The organism is Streptomyces sp. NPDC048643 (assembly GCF_040650615.1).
GTDB lineage: Bacteria > Actinomycetota > Actinomycetes > Streptomycetales > Streptomycetaceae > Streptomyces.
Window position 1 is genome coordinate 60,500 of the sequence record NZ_JBEZHO010000019.1, and the last position, 14,560, is coordinate 75,059.

Here is a 14,560-nt window from a genome sequence, read left to right on the forward strand (position 1 = left end):
GAGGCGAGAGGCCTTCGACGTGGCAGCACCGCAGAACTACCTCGCAGTCATCAAAGTCATCGGTGTCGGCGGCGGTGGTGTCAATGCCATCAACCGGATGATCGAGGTCGGTCTCAAGGGCGTCGAGTTCATCGCCATCAACACCGACGCACAGGCGTTGTTGATGAGCGACGCCGACGTCAAGCTCGACGTCGGTCGGGAACTCACGCGCGGCCTCGGGGCCGGAGCCAACCCGGCAGTCGGCCGCAAGGCCGCCGAGGACCACCGCGAGGAGATCGAGGAGGTCCTCAAGGGGGCCGACATGGTCTTCGTGACAGCCGGTGAAGGCGGTGGCACGGGCACCGGCGGCGCTCCGGTGGTGGCGAACATCGCCCGCTCGCTGGGCGCCCTCACCATCGGCGTGGTCACCCGCCCGTTCACCTTCGAGGGCCGGCGCCGCGCCAACCAGGCGGAGGACGGCATCGCCGAACTCCGCGAAGAGGTCGACACCCTCATCGTCATCCCGAACGACCGGCTGCTGTCCATCTCGGACCGCCAGGTCTCGGTCCTCGACGCCTTCAAGTCGGCGGACCAGGTCCTGCTCTCCGGTGTTCAGGGCATCACCGACCTCATCACCACGCCCGGTCTGATCAACCTCGACTTCGCGGACGTCAAGTCCGTGATGTCCGAGGCGGGTTCGGCGCTCATGGGCATCGGCTCGGCCCGCGGCGACGACCGCGCGGTGGCCGCCGCGGAGATGGCGATCTCCTCGCCGCTCCTCGAGGCCTCCATCGACGGCGCCCGCGGCGTCCTGCTCTCCATCTCCGGTGGCTCCGACCTCGGCCTGTTCGAGATCAACGAGGCCGCCCAGCTGGTGAGCGAGGCCGCGCACCCCGAGGCCAACATCATCTTCGGCGCGGTCATCGACGACGCCCTCGGCGACGAGGTGCGGGTCACCGTCATCGCCGCCGGCTTCGACGGCGGCCAGCCGCCGGCCAAGCGGGACAACGTCCTCGGTTCGACCTCGGCCCGACGTGAGGAGCCCGCCCCGGCGCGCACCTCCGAGAGCCGGCCGTCCTTCGGGTCGCTCGGCAGCGTCACCCCGAAGGAGGCCGCCCCGGAGCCCGCTCCGGAGCCGGTCAGTGAACTGCCCGTCTCCCCGCCGGTCCCGCCGTCCCGTTCCTACTCGGACAGCGCGGCCGAGGAACTGGACGTGCCGGACTTCCTGAAGTGATAGGACAGCGCTCCGGAACGAGCAACGCGAGCGGCGCCCATTTCGCCTTCACCGACCGGTGGGGCGGAGTGAGCGCCGTTCCGTACGAGGAGCTCAACCTCGGCGGAGCGGTCGGCGACGACCCCGACGCCGTCCGCACCAACCGGGACCTGGCCGCCAAGTCGCTCGGGCTCGATCCGGCCGGGGTCGTCTGGATGAACCAGGTGCACGGTCCGGACGTGGCGGTGGTCGAAGGGCCGTGGGACTCCGCGGACATCCCGTCGGTCGACGCCCTCGTCACGACGCGGCGCGGACTGGCGCTCGCCGTCCTCACCGCAGACTGCACTCCCGTTCTGCTGGCCGACCCGGTCGCCGGGGTGGCGGCCGCCGCCCACGCGGGACGGCCGGGCATGATCGCCGGCGTGGTGCCCGCCGCCGTGCGGGCCATGGTGGAACTCGGCGCCGATCCGGACCGGATCGTCGCCCGCACCGGCCCCGCGGTGTGCGGCCGGTGCTACGAAGTACCGGCCGCGATGCGCGCCGAGGTCGCCGCCGTCGAACCGGCGGCATACTCCGAGACGAGTTGGGGAACTCCCGCGGTCGACGTGACCGCCGGAGTGCACGCGCAGTTGGAACGGCTCGGCGTGCGCGACCGGGAGCAGTCGCCGGTCTGCACGATCGAGTCGGGGGACCACTTCTCTTACCGACGGGACCGCACCACCGGGCGGCTCGCGGGCTATGTCTGGCTGGACTGATGGGGCATGACGGACCGTAAGGCTCAACTCGCCGAAAACCTGGCGAAAGTGGAAGACCGCATCACGACGGCGTGCATCTCGGCCGGTCGCAAGCGGGAAGAGGTGACCCTCATCGTGGTCACCAAGACGTATCCGGCGAGCGATGTGCGCATTCTCTCGGAACTCGGGGTGCGGCACGTCGCCGAGAACCGGGACCAGGACGCGGCGCCCAAGGCGGCGGAATGCTCCGATCTGCCCCTCACGTGGCATTTCGTCGGGCAGCTGCAGACCAACAAGGTGCGTTCCGTGGTCGGTTACGCGGATCTCGTGCAGTCCGTCGACCGTGCCCGGCTCGTCACGGCCCTCTCGAAGGAGGCGGTGCGGACCGAGCGCGAGATCGGATGCCTGATCCAGGTGGCGCTCGACGCGCAGGAGAGCGGTCGCGGCGAACGCGGAGGCGTGGGAACCGGCGGGATCGAGGAGTTGGGCGAGCTCGTCGCCGGGGCTCCGGGTCTCCGGCTCGACGGACTGATGACCGTCGCCCCGCTCACCGGTGAGTACGCGGGCCGGCAACAGGCGGCGTTCGAGCGGCTGATGGATTTGTCGACTGTCCTGCGCCGCGCGCATCCGGCTGCGAACATGGTCTCGGCAGGGATGAGCTCGGACCTCGAACAGGCCGTGGCAGCCGGAGCGACACATGTACGCGTCGGTACTGCGGTACTCGGAGTCCGACCCAGGCTCGGGTAACGTCGCCAAGAAGTCGGACCACAGCAGAAAATATGGTCATTTCCGCCGCAGGCGGGCATAACGACCTCGTGGATCGCGGGCACTTGGCAGTTCGTCAGCCGATCCACCACAGAGCGGAGGACTCAGAGCAATGGCCGGCGCGATGCGCAAGATGGCGGTCTACCTCGGCCTCGTGGAGGACGATGGGTACGACGGCAGGGGATTCGACCCCGACGACGACTTCGAGCCCGAGCTCGACCCGGAGCCCGAGCGGGACCGGCGACGGCACGAGCCGCCCCACCAGTCACATCAGGCGCACCAGTCCCAACGGGACGAATCGGTACGAGTGGTACAGCCCTCGGCCCCGCGCGACCCGGTGCCCCATTCCGTTTCGCTGGCCGCGGAGTCCGGGCGTCCGGCACGTATCGCCCCCGTGGCGTCCATCACACAAGAACGTCAGCCCCTGGAGAAGAACGCCCCGGTGATCATGCCCAAGGTCGTGTCGGAACGAGAGCCGTACCGGATCACCACGCTGCACCCCCGGACCTACAACGAGGCCCGTACCATCGGGGAACACTTCCGTGAAGGCACCCCGGTGATCATGAATCTGACCGAGATGGATGACACGGATGCGAAGCGACTTGTCGACTTTGCGGCCGGTTTGGTGTTTGGTCTCCACGGCAGCATCGAGCGGGTGACGCAGAAGGTGTTCCTGTTGTCGCCTGCTAACGTCGATGTCACGGCGGAGGACAAGGCCCGCATCGCAGAGGGCGGGTTCTTCAACCAGAGCTGAGACGCAGGACCGGAACACCGCAGGGAAACAGGGGAGAGGGAAGCACGGGATCATGAGCGTGGTCGGGCAGGTTCTCTACATCGCGCTGATGTGCTTCCTCATCGTGCTGATTTTCCGGTTGGTCATGGACTACGTCTTCCAGTTCGCCCGCTCATGGCAACCCGGCAAGGCGATGGTGGTCGTTCTGGAGGCCACCTACACTGTCACCGATCCACCGCTCAAGCTTCTGCGGCGGTTCATTCCGCCGCTGCGTCTCGGGGGCGTGGCGCTTGACCTGTCCTTCTTCGTACTGATGATCATCGTCTACATCCTGATCTCCGTCGTGAGCCGGCTGTGAACGATACGGTCTTGCCGAATGCCGACGACTACGTTGAGGTGAAGAGATGCCGTTGACCCCCGAGGACGTGCGGAACAAGCAGTTCACGACCGTCCGCCTCCGAGAAGGCTATGACGAGGACGAGGTCGATGCCTTCCTCGATGAGGTCGAAGCCGAACTGACGCGCCTGCTCCGCGAGAACGAGGACCTGCGCGCCAAGTTGGCCGCTGCCACGCGCGCGGCCGCGCAGAACCAGCAACAGCAGGGGATGCGCAAGCCGCCCGAACAGCAGGACCAGCAGCAGGGTCCGCCGCAGGGTATGCGCGGTGGCCCGGGTGCTCCCGTGCCCGCGGGCATATCGGGCCCGCCGCAGCAGCAGATGGGTGGCCCCATGGGTGGCCCGCCCCAGCTGCCCAGCGGTGCGCCGCAGCTTCCCGCCGGTCCCAGCGGCCAGCAGGGCCAGCAGGGCCAGGGCGGTCCGATGGGCCAGGGCCCCATGGGTCAGGGTCCGATGGGTCAGGGCGGCCCCATGGGTCAGGGTGGCCCCATGGGTCAGGGTCCGATGGGCCAGGGCGGTCCGATGGGCCAGGGTCCGATGGGCCAGGGTCCCGGCCAGATGCAGCAGATGCAGCAGATGGGCGGCCCGATGGGCGGTCCCATGGGTGGCCCCATGGGCGGCCACGGTCCGCAGATGCCGCAGCAGGGCCCCGGTGGCGACAGCGCCGCCCGTGTTCTCTCGCTGGCTCAGCAGACCGCCGACCAGGCGATCGCCGAGGCCCGTTCCGAGGCCAACAAGATCGTCGGTGAGGCTCGCAGCCGCGCCGAGGGTCTGGAGCGCGACGCCCGTGCCAAGGCCGACGCCCTGGAGCGGGACGCGCAGGAGAAGCACCGCGTCGCGATGGGCTCCCTTGAGTCCGCCCGCGCCACGCTGGAGCGCAAGGTCGAGGACCTGCGCGGCTTCGAGCGCGAGTACCGCACGCGTCTGAAGTCCTACCTGGAGTCGCAGCTGCGCCAGCTGGAGACGCAGGCGGACGACTCGCTCGCCCCGCCGCGGACCCCGGCCACGGCCTCCCTGCCGTCGTCCTCCGCGCCCTCCATGGCTCCCGCGGGCGCCGGTGCCCCGTCCTACGGCGGCGGCAACCAGGGCATGGGTGGCCCGGCTCCGGCCGCGCCGTCCTACGGCGGACAGCAGCAGATGTCGCCGGCGATGACCCAGCCGATGGCTCCGGTGCGGCCCCAGGGCCCGTCGCCGATGCAGCAGGCGCCCTCGCCGATGCGCGGGTTCCTCATCGACGAGGACGACAACTGACGGCCTTGAGTACGCCTTAGGCGTCGGCAGCGTTCAGGGCGGAGCCCCCGGATCATCCGGGGGCTCCGCCCTTTTGTGCTGTCCGTGAGGCGCCGGGGGTACGCAGACCAGGGGCGAGCGTGCGGGGGCCTGCGGTGAGCTGGGGGGCACGCGGGGGCCCCAGGACGGGGTGCCTGAACGGCCGTCGTTGTCCGCGTGTCCTGAACGGGCGTGCTCGCGCGGGCGCTTGTGCGGGGGACGCGACGCCGAAGGCCCGGGGCCGCCAGGACATCCTGGCGGCCCCGGGCCTTCGGTCCGTACGGCCTCGGCGGGTCGCGCCGCGGTGCTACGCCTTGCGGAGGCGGAACGTGAGGGACAGGCCCTCGTCCGTGAAGGGGTCCCCGTAGGCGCCGTCGGCCTCGCCCTGCGCGAAGTCCGTGGCGAGAACCTCGTCGGAGATGAGCGTCGCGTGCTCACCGAGTGCGGCGGCGACCGCCCGGTCCGTGGAGCTCCAGCGGAGCGCGATGCGGTCGGCGACGTCCAGGCCGCTGTTCTTGCGCGCCTCCTGGATCAGCCGGATCGCGTCACGGGCGAGGCCCGCCTGGCGCAGCTCCTCGGTGATCTCCAGGTCGAGGGCGACGGTCGCGCCGGAGTCTGACGCGACCGACCAGCCCTCGCGGGGGGTCTCCGTGATGATGACCTCGTCCGGCGCGAGCGTCACGGTCTCGCCGTCCACCGTGACCGACGCGGTGCCCTCGCGCAGGGCGAGCGACAGCGCGGCGGCGTCGGTCTCGGCGATGGCCTTCGCGACCGCCTGGACGCCCTTGCCGAACCGCTTGCCCAGCGCGCGGAAGTTCGCCTTGGCGGTCGTGTCGACCAGTGAGCCCCCGACCTCGGAGAGCGATGCGAGGGAGCTCACGTTCAGCTCCTCGGTGATCTGCGCGTGCAGCTCGCGGTCGAGCGTCTCGAAGCCGGTCGCGGCGACCAGCGCGCGGGACAGCGGCTGACGTGTCTTGACGCCGGACTCCGCGCGCGTGGCCCGGCCGAGCTCCACGAGACGGCGGACCAGCAGCATCTGGCGCGACAGCTCCGGGTCGATGGCGGACAGGTCCGCCTCCGGCCAGGACGACAGGTGGACCGACTCGGGGGCGTCCGGGGAGACCGGGACGACCAGGTCCTGCCAGACCCGCTCGGTGATGAACGGGGTCAGTGGGGCCATCAGCCGCGTGACGGTCTCCACGACCTCGTGCAGGGTGCGCAGCGCGGCCTTGTCGCCCTGCCAGAAGCGGCGACGGGACCGGCGCACGTACCAGTTGGAGAGGTCGTCGACGAACGCCGACAGGAGCTTGCCCGCGCGCTGCGTGTCGTAGGCCTCCAGAGCCTGCGTCACCTGGTCGGTGAGCGCGTGCAGTTCGGAGAGCAGCCAGCGGTCCAGGACCGGACGGTCGGCCGGGGCCGGATCGGCCTCGCTGGGCGCCCAGTCGGCGGTGCGGGCGTACAGCGCCTGGAAGGCGACGGTGTTCCAGTACGTGAGGAGCGTCTTGCGGACGACCTCCTGGATCGTGCCGTGGCCCACGCGGCGTGCCGCCCACGGGGAGCCGCCGGCCGCCATGAACCAGCGCACGGCGTCGGCGCCGTGCTGGTCCATCAGCGGGATCGGCTGCAGGATGTTGCCCAGGTGCTTGGACATCTTGCGGCCGTCCTCGGCGAGGATGTGGCCGAGGCAGACGACGTTCTCGTACGAGGACTTGTCGAAGACCAGCGTGCCGACGGCCATCAGCGTGTAGAACCAGCCGCGGGTCTGGTCGATGGCCTCGCTGATGAACTGCGCCGGGTAGCGGCTCTCGAACAGTTCCTTGTTCTTGTACGGGTAGCCCCACTGCGCGAACGGCATCGAACCCGAGTCGTACCAGGCGTCGATGACCTCCGGGACGCGGGTCGCCGTCAGACCGCAGCCGCCCTCCGGGCAGGGGAAGGTGACCGCGTCGATGAACGGGCGGTGCGGGTCCAGGTCCGACTGGTCGGTGCCGGTCAGCTCGGTCAGCTCCGCGCGCGAGCCGACGCAGGTGACGTGGCCCTCCTCGCAGCGCCACAACGGGAGCGGGGTGCCCCAGTAGCGGCTGCGGGAGAGCGCCCAGTCGATGTTGTTGTTCAGCCAGTCGCCGAAGCGGCCGTGCTTGACCGACTCCGGGAACCAGTTGGTCCCCTCGTTCTCCTCGAGGAGGCGGTCCTTGACGGCGGTGGTGCGGATGTACCAGGACGGCTGCGCGTAATAGAGCAGCGCGGTGTGGCAGCGCCAGCAGTGCGGGTAACTGTGCTCGTAGGGAACGTGCTTGAAGAGCAGGCCGCGGCTCTGGAGGTCCTCGGTGAGCTTCTCGTCCGCCTTCTTGAAGAAGACACCGCCCACCAGCGGGACGCTCTCCTCGAAGGTGCCGTTCGGGCGGATCGGGTTCACCACGGGCAGGCCGTACGCGCGGCAGACCTTGAGGTCGTCCTCACCGAAGGCGGGGGACTGGTGGACCAGACCCGTGCCGTCCTCGGTCGTCACGTACTCGGCGTTGACGACGAAGTGCGCGGCCTCGGGGAACTCGATGAGCTCGAAGGGACGTTGGTACGTCCAGCGCTCCATCTCGGCGCCCGTGAAGGACTCGCCCGTGGTCTCCCAGCCCTCGCCGAGCGACTTCTCGACGAGCGGCTGCGCGACGACGAGCCGCTCCTCGCCGTTCGTCACGACGACATAGGTGACGCCCGGGTGCGCGGCGACCGCGGTGTTGGAGACCAGGGTCCACGGCGTGGTCGTCCACACCAGGAGCGAGGCGCGGCCGGCCAGCGGACCGGAGGTGAGCGGGAAACGGACGTAGACCGAGGGGTCGACGATCGTCTCGTAGCCCTGGGCCAGCTCGTGGTCCGAGAGGCCCGTCTCGTCGCGCGGGCACCAGGGGGCCACGCGGTAGTCCTGGACCAGCAGGCCCTTGTTGAAGATCTCCTTCAGCGACCACCACACGGACTCGATGTACTCGGGGTCCATGGTCCGGTAGGCGTCGTCCAGGTCGACCCAGTAGCCCATGCGGTTCGTCAGCTCGGTGAACGCGTCGGTGTGACGGGTCACCGACTCACGGCACTGCGCGTTGAACTCGGCGATGCCGTACGCCTCGATGTCCTGCTTGCCGGTGAAGCCCAGCTCCTTCTCGACCGCCAGCTCCACGGGCAGGCCGTGGCAGTCCCAGCCGGCCTTGCGCCCCACGTGGTAGCCACGCATGGTGCGGAAGCGCGGGAAGACGTCCTTGAAGACGCGCGCCTCGATGTGGTGGGCGCCCGGCATGCCGTTGGCGGTGGGCGGGCCCTCGTAGAACACCCACTCGGGGCGGCCCTCGGACTGGTCGAGACTCTTGGCGAAGATCTTCTGCTCGCCCCAGAAGTCGAGCACGGCGTGCTCGAGGGCGGGCAGGTCGACCTGGGCGGGCACCTGGCGGTACGTCGGCGCTGTCATCGGCGAGCTTCCTCCAACGGACTTTCTGCCTTCCGTCGGAGGGACGAGAGCGTTGTTGCTGCGGACGCCGTGTTCGGCGCGCTCCCGCGGTACCACCCTCCTTGGCCCGCCCGTGCGCCGTTCGCACCGGTGAGCCCCCTCATTGGGGTCGCGATGCCGGGTCTACTGGCCCCTCAGGGGTGTTCTGCCGGCGGCTCCGGGGTGATCTTCACGTCGCGCTGGCCCCCGGGCTTCCACCGTCCCCGGGTCGCTCCTGGCCGCGTACGCCGCTACTCGTCCCCATCCACGCTTCTCGCTGCGCCCAGTGTACGGCGCCCCGGGGACAGTGGCCGACCGGTTTTCCCGGGCACCGCCGTGGCCTGCGCGATGACCCGAATGGCGCGGGGCGCCCGTCCGGATCCGGGGACGGTGGTCCCGGCGGATTACCGGGCGGGGAGCTGGGCACAACGCTTGCATGCCTGCCACGCGGGACCCGCGGGGCGGACGATTCGCGGGCGTGCCCCGTTGCCGCGGGCCAGAAGTCGATTTATCGTCCCAGCACGACGCGCGAGCAAGATCACAAAATGTGAAGGGGCCGCGGCCATGGTGGCGAATAAGACCGCCGTACAGCAGTCGGCGTCCGGCAGATCCACGGGTTCGGCGGCCAAGAATGTGGGTGGGAAGAAGAGCGCGCAGGGGGCTTCCGCGACGAGCGAGGCGAAACCGGTGAAGACGACTTCCAGGACAGCGACCCCGGCCGCGACAGTGACCGCCAAGACGGTGACGGCCAAGGCCGTGACCGCGAAGACGGCCGACACGCCGGTCGACAAGAAGGCCACCGACAAGAAGGCCGGCGCCAAGGCGGCCGACAGGAAGAAGGCCGCCGCGAGGGCCACCACGTCGAAGACCTCGGCCCCGGAGGAGAGCGAGTCCCCGGAGCAGCCCTCGACGGCCGCGTCCGCGAAGGCACCGGCGAAGAAGGCCTCGGCCGCGAAGACCGCGTCCACGAGGACGGCGGCTTCCGGGTCGGGGAGCACGAAGGCGGGCACCGCCAGGAAGTCCGCCGCGAAGAAGGCCACGGCGAAGAGGACTCCCGCCAAGAAGGCGGCGGCCGCGGCGAAGAAGCAGGCGGCCGGGAAGGCCGCGGCCAAGAAGACCGCGGGTACGGCGCGGAAGAGCACCAGCACGGCCAAGAAGACGGCCGCGTCCGCGGCCGAGGGCGCGGCGGAGGCCGCGGAGACGACGGGAGCCACGACGGTGGTTGCGAAGAAGACCCCTGGCGCGGCCACGGCCGCCAAGAAGCCCACCGCGGTTCCCAAGGCGCGGCTCGCCGCGGCGGAGTCCGGCGAGCTCGCCGTGCGCCCCGGCGAGGACCCGTGGACCCCGGAGGAGGTCGAGGAGGCCCGTGCGGAGCTCCAGTCCGAGGCGCTGCGGCTGAGCGCCGAGATCTCGACCTCCGAGGCCGCCCTCGCCGGCCTGATGCGCGACTCCGGTGACGGCGCGGGCGACGACGAGGCGGACACCGGCACGAAGAACATCACGCGCGAGCACGAGATGGCCCTGAACTCCAACGCCCGCGAGATGCTGGAGCAGACCGAGCGCGCCCTGCACCGCCTCGACGCGGGCACGTACGGGCTCTGCGAGAACTGCGGCAACGCCATCGGCAAGGCCAGGATGCAGGCCTTCCCGCGCGCCACGCTGTGCGTCGAGTGCAAGCAGAAGCAGGAGCGCCGGCACTGAACCGTCGGCCGGACCTCCCGCGCGCCGCGCCACCGGCCCCGTGACGCCCGGGGCGGACGTCGTCCGCGTCGCGCGGGAGGGCTCCGCGCGCGGCGCGGGAGGGCTCCTGAGCACGGGGGCCCGCAGGGGTGTGCCGTACCCTCGTCCTCAGTCAGGAACCTAGGTCGAGGGACTCACTCACGTGGCAGAGGCGGAGCGCATCATCGGTACGCCGGGCATCCCAGGGGCGGCGTCTGCCGAGCCGGAGCAGTCCGACGGGAACGCGGCGTCGGGGGACCGGTCCGGCGGCGACGGGCAGACCCCGGCCGAGCGGCCCTCCGGGAACTCCGTCCCGGCGTCCGCGGCGGACGGGACGGACGAGCGGCCCAGGGGCAGGCGCAAGATCGCCGTGCTCTTCACGGTGGCCGTTCTGGCCTACGCCCTCGACCTGATCAGCAAGATGATCGTCGTGGCGAAGCTGGAGCACCACGACTCGATCGAGATCATCGGGGACTGGCTCAGGTTCGAGGCCATCCGCAACGCGGGCGCGGCCTTCGGCTTCGGCGAGGCGTTCACGATCATCTTCACGGTGATCGCCGCCGCGGTGATCGTCGTCATCGCCCGGCTCGCCCGCAAGCTGTACAGCGTGCCGTGGGCCATCGCCCTCGGCCTGCTGCTCGGCGGCGCGCTCGGCAACCTGACCGACCGGATCTTCCGCTCGCCGGGCGTCTTCGAGGGCGCGGTCGTGGACTTCATCGCCCCCAAGCACTTCGCCGTCTTCAACCTCGCCGACTCGGCGATCGTCTGCGGCGGCATCCTGATCGTCCTGCTGTCCTTCCGGGGCCTCGACCCGGACGGAACGGTCCACAAGGACTGACGTACGCCCCGACGGCGGGCCGGGGGAGCTGTCCCGGCTCCGCTCGTCGCAGGCGTCGGGGACCGCCCGCCCACCGTCCGCGGAGCCGCTTCGCCGGGGGCTCCAGGGGTACGCGTGTTCGGGCCGTGGTCCGGGGGTGTCCGAGGCGTCCGGCATACTCGACGGGTGAGCACCATTCCCGAGATCCGCACCCTGCCCGTGCCCGACGGCCTGGAGGGCGAGCGTGTCGACGCCGCCATCTCCCGCATGTTCGGCTTCTCCCGTACGAAGGCCGCAGAGCTCGCCGCGGCGGGGAAGGTCTCGGTCGACGGCTCGGTGGTCGGCAAGTCCGACCGGGTGCACGGCGGCGCCTGGCTTGAGGTCGAGATGCCGCAGGCCCCCGCGCCCGTGCAGATCGTCGCCGAGCCCGTCGAGGGCATGGAGATCGTGCACGACGACGATGACGTGGTCGTGATCGTCAAGCCCGTCGGCGTGGCCGCCCACCCCAGCCCCGGCTGGTCCGGCCCGACCGTCATCGGCGGTCTCGCCGCCGCCGGCTACCGGATCTCCACCTCCGGCGCCGCCGAGCGCCAGGGCATCGTGCACCGCCTCGACGTGGGCACCTCGGGCCTGATGGTCGTCGCCAAGTCGGAGTACGCGTACACGTCGCTGAAGCGCCAGTTCAAGGAGCGCACGGTCGACAAGCGCTACCACGCGCTCGTGCAGGGCCACCCGGACCCGACCAGCGGCACCATCGACGCGCCCATCGGACGCCACCCGAACCACGACTACAAGTGGGCGGTCACGGCCGAGGGCAAGCCCTCCGTCACGCACTACGACCTGATCGAGGCCTTCCGCGCCGCCTCGCTGCTCGACATCAAGCTGGAGACCGGGCGCACCCACCAGATCCGCGTCCACATGTCGGCCCACCGCCACCCCTGCGTCGGCGACCTGACCTACGGCGCGGACCCCACCCTCTCCAAGCGCCTCGGCCTCGCCCGGCAGTGGCTGCACGCGAAGCGTCTCGGCTTCGAGCACCCCGGTGACGGGCAGTGGGTCGAGTTCGAGAGCGGCTACCCCGAGGACCTCCAGCAGGCCCTCGACAAGGTCCGTGAGGAGAGCTACGCGTGACGGGCCCGGACGGGACGGGGCCAGGTTCCCCGGCTGCGCGGGACGCCTCGTACGTGGTGCGGGTCGCCGACGAGGCGACCGACCGCGAGGCCTGCTTCAGGGTGCGCAAGGACGTCTTCGTCGGTGAGCAGGGCGTGCCGGAGGACATCGAGTACGACGCGTACGACGCCGGTGCCCTGCACGTGCTGGCGGTCCGCGAGGACGGCGTACCGCTCGGCACCGGGCGGCTCCTGCACGGCGAGGCGGCCGCGGCGAAGACCGGCGGGGACCCGACCGTGGGCTCCCTCGGACGGCTCGCCGTGACGCGCGAGGCGCGCGGGCTCGGGGTCGGCGCCGCGCTCGTCGGCGCCATCGAGCGGGCCGCGCACGCGCGTGGCCTGGCCGCCGTCGACCTGCACGCCCAGACCCACGCCCTCGGCTTCTACGAACGGCTCGGATACGCGGCCTACGGCCCGGAGTTCCCCGACGCCGGAATCCCGCACCGCGCGATGCGCAAGGCCCTGTGAGCGGGGTTTGTCCTAGCGGCATGGCACGCTTGAGATCCGGATCGACCTTGATCGCCTAGACCTCGCCGGAGCGCTGACCGTGGATCAGTTGGCCCTGCTGTTCGTGCTGTTGCTCGGGGCCGTGATCAGCGTCCCGGTGGGAGACCGGCTCGGGCTGCCCTCGCCGGTCCTGATGACCCTGCTCGGTATCGCCCTGGCCCTGCCCGAGTTCGTCCCGAACGTGGACATCCCGCCGGACCTGATCCTGCCCGCGCTGCTGCCGCCCCTGCTGTACGCGGCGGTGCGGCGGACCTCGTGGAGACAGTTCGCCGCCAATGTGCGGCCCATCCTCCTGCTCGCCGTGGCGCTCGTGTTCGTCACGACGGTCGTCGTGGCGGCCGTCGCCAGCTCGATCGTGCCGGGCCTCCCGATCGCCGCAGCGGTCGCCCTCGGCGCGCTCGTGGCGCCTCCCGACCCGGTCGCCGCGACCGCCGTCGCCGGCCAGCTCGGCCTGCCGCGCCGGCTGGTGTCGATCCTGGAGGGGGAGGGACTCTTCAACGACGTGACGGCCATCGTGCTGTACCACGTCGCCATCGCGGCCGCGGTCAGCGGGAGCTTCTCGCCCTGGCGGGCCGGGCTCGACCTCGTGCTGTCCGCCGTCGTCGCCGTCGTCATCGGCTTCGCGCTCGGCTGGGCGGCGAACAAACTGATGACGCTGCTCGACGACACCACCCTGCAGATCGGGTTGACCCTGCTGGTGCCGTACGCCTCGTACGTGCTGGCCGAGGAACTGCACGGCTCCGGCGTGCTCGCCGTGCTCACCACCGCCCTGTTCCTGTCGGAGTACGCCACCGACGCCGACGACGTCATGACCCGGCTCGCCGGATCGACCGTCTGGGACGTGGTCGACACGCTCGTCACCGGTGTCGCCTTCGGGCTCATCGGGCTCGAACTGCACAACGCGCTGCGCACGGCCGCCGGGCGGTGGGGCGAGATGCTCGGCTGGGCCGGCGCGATCGTGGGCGTGGTCGTGCTCGTACGCCTGGCCTGGCTGCTGCCCGCGACCTGGCTGACCAAGCGGCTGCACGCCAAGCGGGACTACGACGAGGAGATCCCCACGTCCTGGCGGGAGACCGTGGTGATGTGGTGGGCCGGAATGCGAGGAGTGGCGTCCGTCGCGCTCGCGCTCGCCATCCCGCTGGAGATGGACGACGGATCGCCGTTCCCCGACCGGGACGAGATCGTCTTCATCGCCTTCGGGGTGATCATGGCCACGCTGCTGATCCAGGGGCTCACCCTGCCGTGGCTGGTCAGGAGGCTCGGCGTGCGGGCCGACGAGGACGTCGAGAAGGCGTTCGAGAAGGAGCTGGCGCTGCGGGCCGCGAAGGCCGCGAAGCTCCGGCTGCGGGAGATCGAGGACTCGGAGGACCTGCCGGAGGAGGTCTCCGAGCAACTGCTGCGCCGGGCCTACGAGATCGGGGTGCGGATCAGTCCCGACGTCGGGGACGAGGAGCGGCGCGAGGCGCACGAGAAGCGGGTCCGGCGAATCAAGCGGATGCGGCGGATCCAGGCGGAGATGATGAGCGCGGCCCGGCACGAGGTGCTGTCCGCGCGCAACGAGCCCGGCGCCGATCCGGAGATCGTGGACCGGGTCCTGCGGCACCTCGACGTACGCAGCCTGCGCTGACCCGCGGCGGGTTCCCGCACCGTTTTCTCCGGAGGGCCGCGGACGGGCCCGTGCCGTCCCCTGCGGACGGTCGTGAGCAGGTCCGGGCCGCCTTCTCCGGACAGCCGCAGACGTGAAACAGGTGGTCCGGGCCGCCCGCGCGCTTCGGCGCGGGCGACCCGGAC

The 14,560-nt window shown here is 70.9% G+C and carries 12 protein-coding genes; 11 read left to right on the plus strand and 1 reads right to left on the minus strand.

The features are described 5' to 3' along the window. Positions 1–19: 19 nt before the first annotated feature. From ftsZ to AB0C62_RS20495, 6 genes are all read left to right on the plus strand, one after another. Positions 20–1,213: a cell division protein FtsZ gene (gene ftsZ, locus AB0C62_RS20470; RefSeq protein WP_362975038.1), complete on the plus strand. Its 1,194-nt coding sequence runs from the start codon at positions 20–22 to the stop codon at positions 1,211–1,213. Further along, entirely contained in the window at positions 1,210–1,947 is a 738-nt protein-coding gene (pgeF, locus tag AB0C62_RS20475; protein ID WP_362975040.1) for a peptidoglycan editing factor PgeF, read from the plus strand. Before ftsZ ends, pgeF begins: the two co-directional genes overlap by 4 nt. A 6-nt stretch (positions 1,948–1,953) precedes the next feature. Continuing rightward, complete coding sequence (locus tag AB0C62_RS20480) at positions 1,954–2,673, plus strand: YggS family pyridoxal phosphate-dependent enzyme (RefSeq protein ID WP_362975042.1); 720 nt, start codon at positions 1,954–1,956, stop codon at positions 2,671–2,673. Between the two features lie 130 nt (positions 2,674–2,803). After that, positions 2,804–3,445 (plus strand): cell division protein SepF, encoded by a 642-nt coding sequence (sepF, locus tag AB0C62_RS20485; RefSeq protein WP_362975044.1) that lies wholly within the window; start codon positions 2,804–2,806, stop codon positions 3,443–3,445. Between the two features lie 52 nt (positions 3,446–3,497). Continuing rightward, positions 3,498–3,782: a YggT family protein gene (locus tag AB0C62_RS20490; RefSeq protein WP_028803186.1), complete on the plus strand. Its 285-nt coding sequence runs from the start codon at positions 3,498–3,500 to the stop codon at positions 3,780–3,782. A gap of 46 nt (positions 3,783–3,828) precedes the next feature. Next, positions 3,829–5,070 carry a DivIVA domain-containing protein gene (locus AB0C62_RS20495; protein ID WP_362975046.1) on the plus strand — a complete coding sequence of 414 codons (1,242 nt, stop codon included), beginning with the start codon at positions 3,829–3,831 and terminating at the stop codon, positions 5,068–5,070. Positions 5,071–5,395: 325 nt separating this feature from the next. On the opposite strand, the gene ileS is transcribed toward AB0C62_RS20495, so the two are convergent. Beyond that, on the minus strand, positions 5,396–8,539 hold the full coding sequence (gene ileS / locus AB0C62_RS20500; protein WP_362975048.1) for an isoleucine--tRNA ligase: 3,144 nt from the start codon (positions 8,537–8,539) through the stop codon (positions 5,396–5,398). A gap of 582 nt (positions 8,540–9,121) precedes the next feature. Here ileS and AB0C62_RS20505 point away from each other — a divergent pair. From AB0C62_RS20505 to AB0C62_RS20525, 5 genes are all read left to right on the plus strand, one after another. Beyond that, positions 9,122–10,258: a TraR/DksA C4-type zinc finger protein gene (locus AB0C62_RS20505; RefSeq protein ID WP_362975050.1), complete on the plus strand. Its 1,137-nt coding sequence runs from the start codon at positions 9,122–9,124 to the stop codon at positions 10,256–10,258. Positions 10,259–10,439: 181 nt separating this feature from the next. Continuing rightward, complete coding sequence (gene lspA, locus AB0C62_RS20510; RefSeq protein WP_362975052.1) at positions 10,440–11,114, plus strand: signal peptidase II; 675 nt, start codon at positions 10,440–10,442, stop codon at positions 11,112–11,114. A gap of 165 nt (positions 11,115–11,279) precedes the next feature. Continuing rightward, on the plus strand, positions 11,280–12,224 hold the full coding sequence (locus AB0C62_RS20515; protein ID WP_362975054.1) for an RluA family pseudouridine synthase: 945 nt from the start codon (positions 11,280–11,282) through the stop codon (positions 12,222–12,224). Continuing rightward, the gene (locus AB0C62_RS20520) at positions 12,221–12,730 is read left to right on the plus strand and encodes a GNAT family N-acetyltransferase (protein WP_362975056.1); all 510 of its coding nucleotides are present in this window, start codon (positions 12,221–12,223) and stop codon (positions 12,728–12,730) included. Before AB0C62_RS20515 ends, AB0C62_RS20520 begins: the two co-directional genes overlap by 4 nt. Positions 12,731–12,809: 79 nt before the next feature. Beyond that, entirely contained in the window at positions 12,810–14,396 is a 1,587-nt protein-coding gene (locus tag AB0C62_RS20525; protein ID WP_362975058.1) for a Na+/H+ antiporter, read from the plus strand. Positions 14,397–14,560 lie beyond the last annotated feature (164 nt).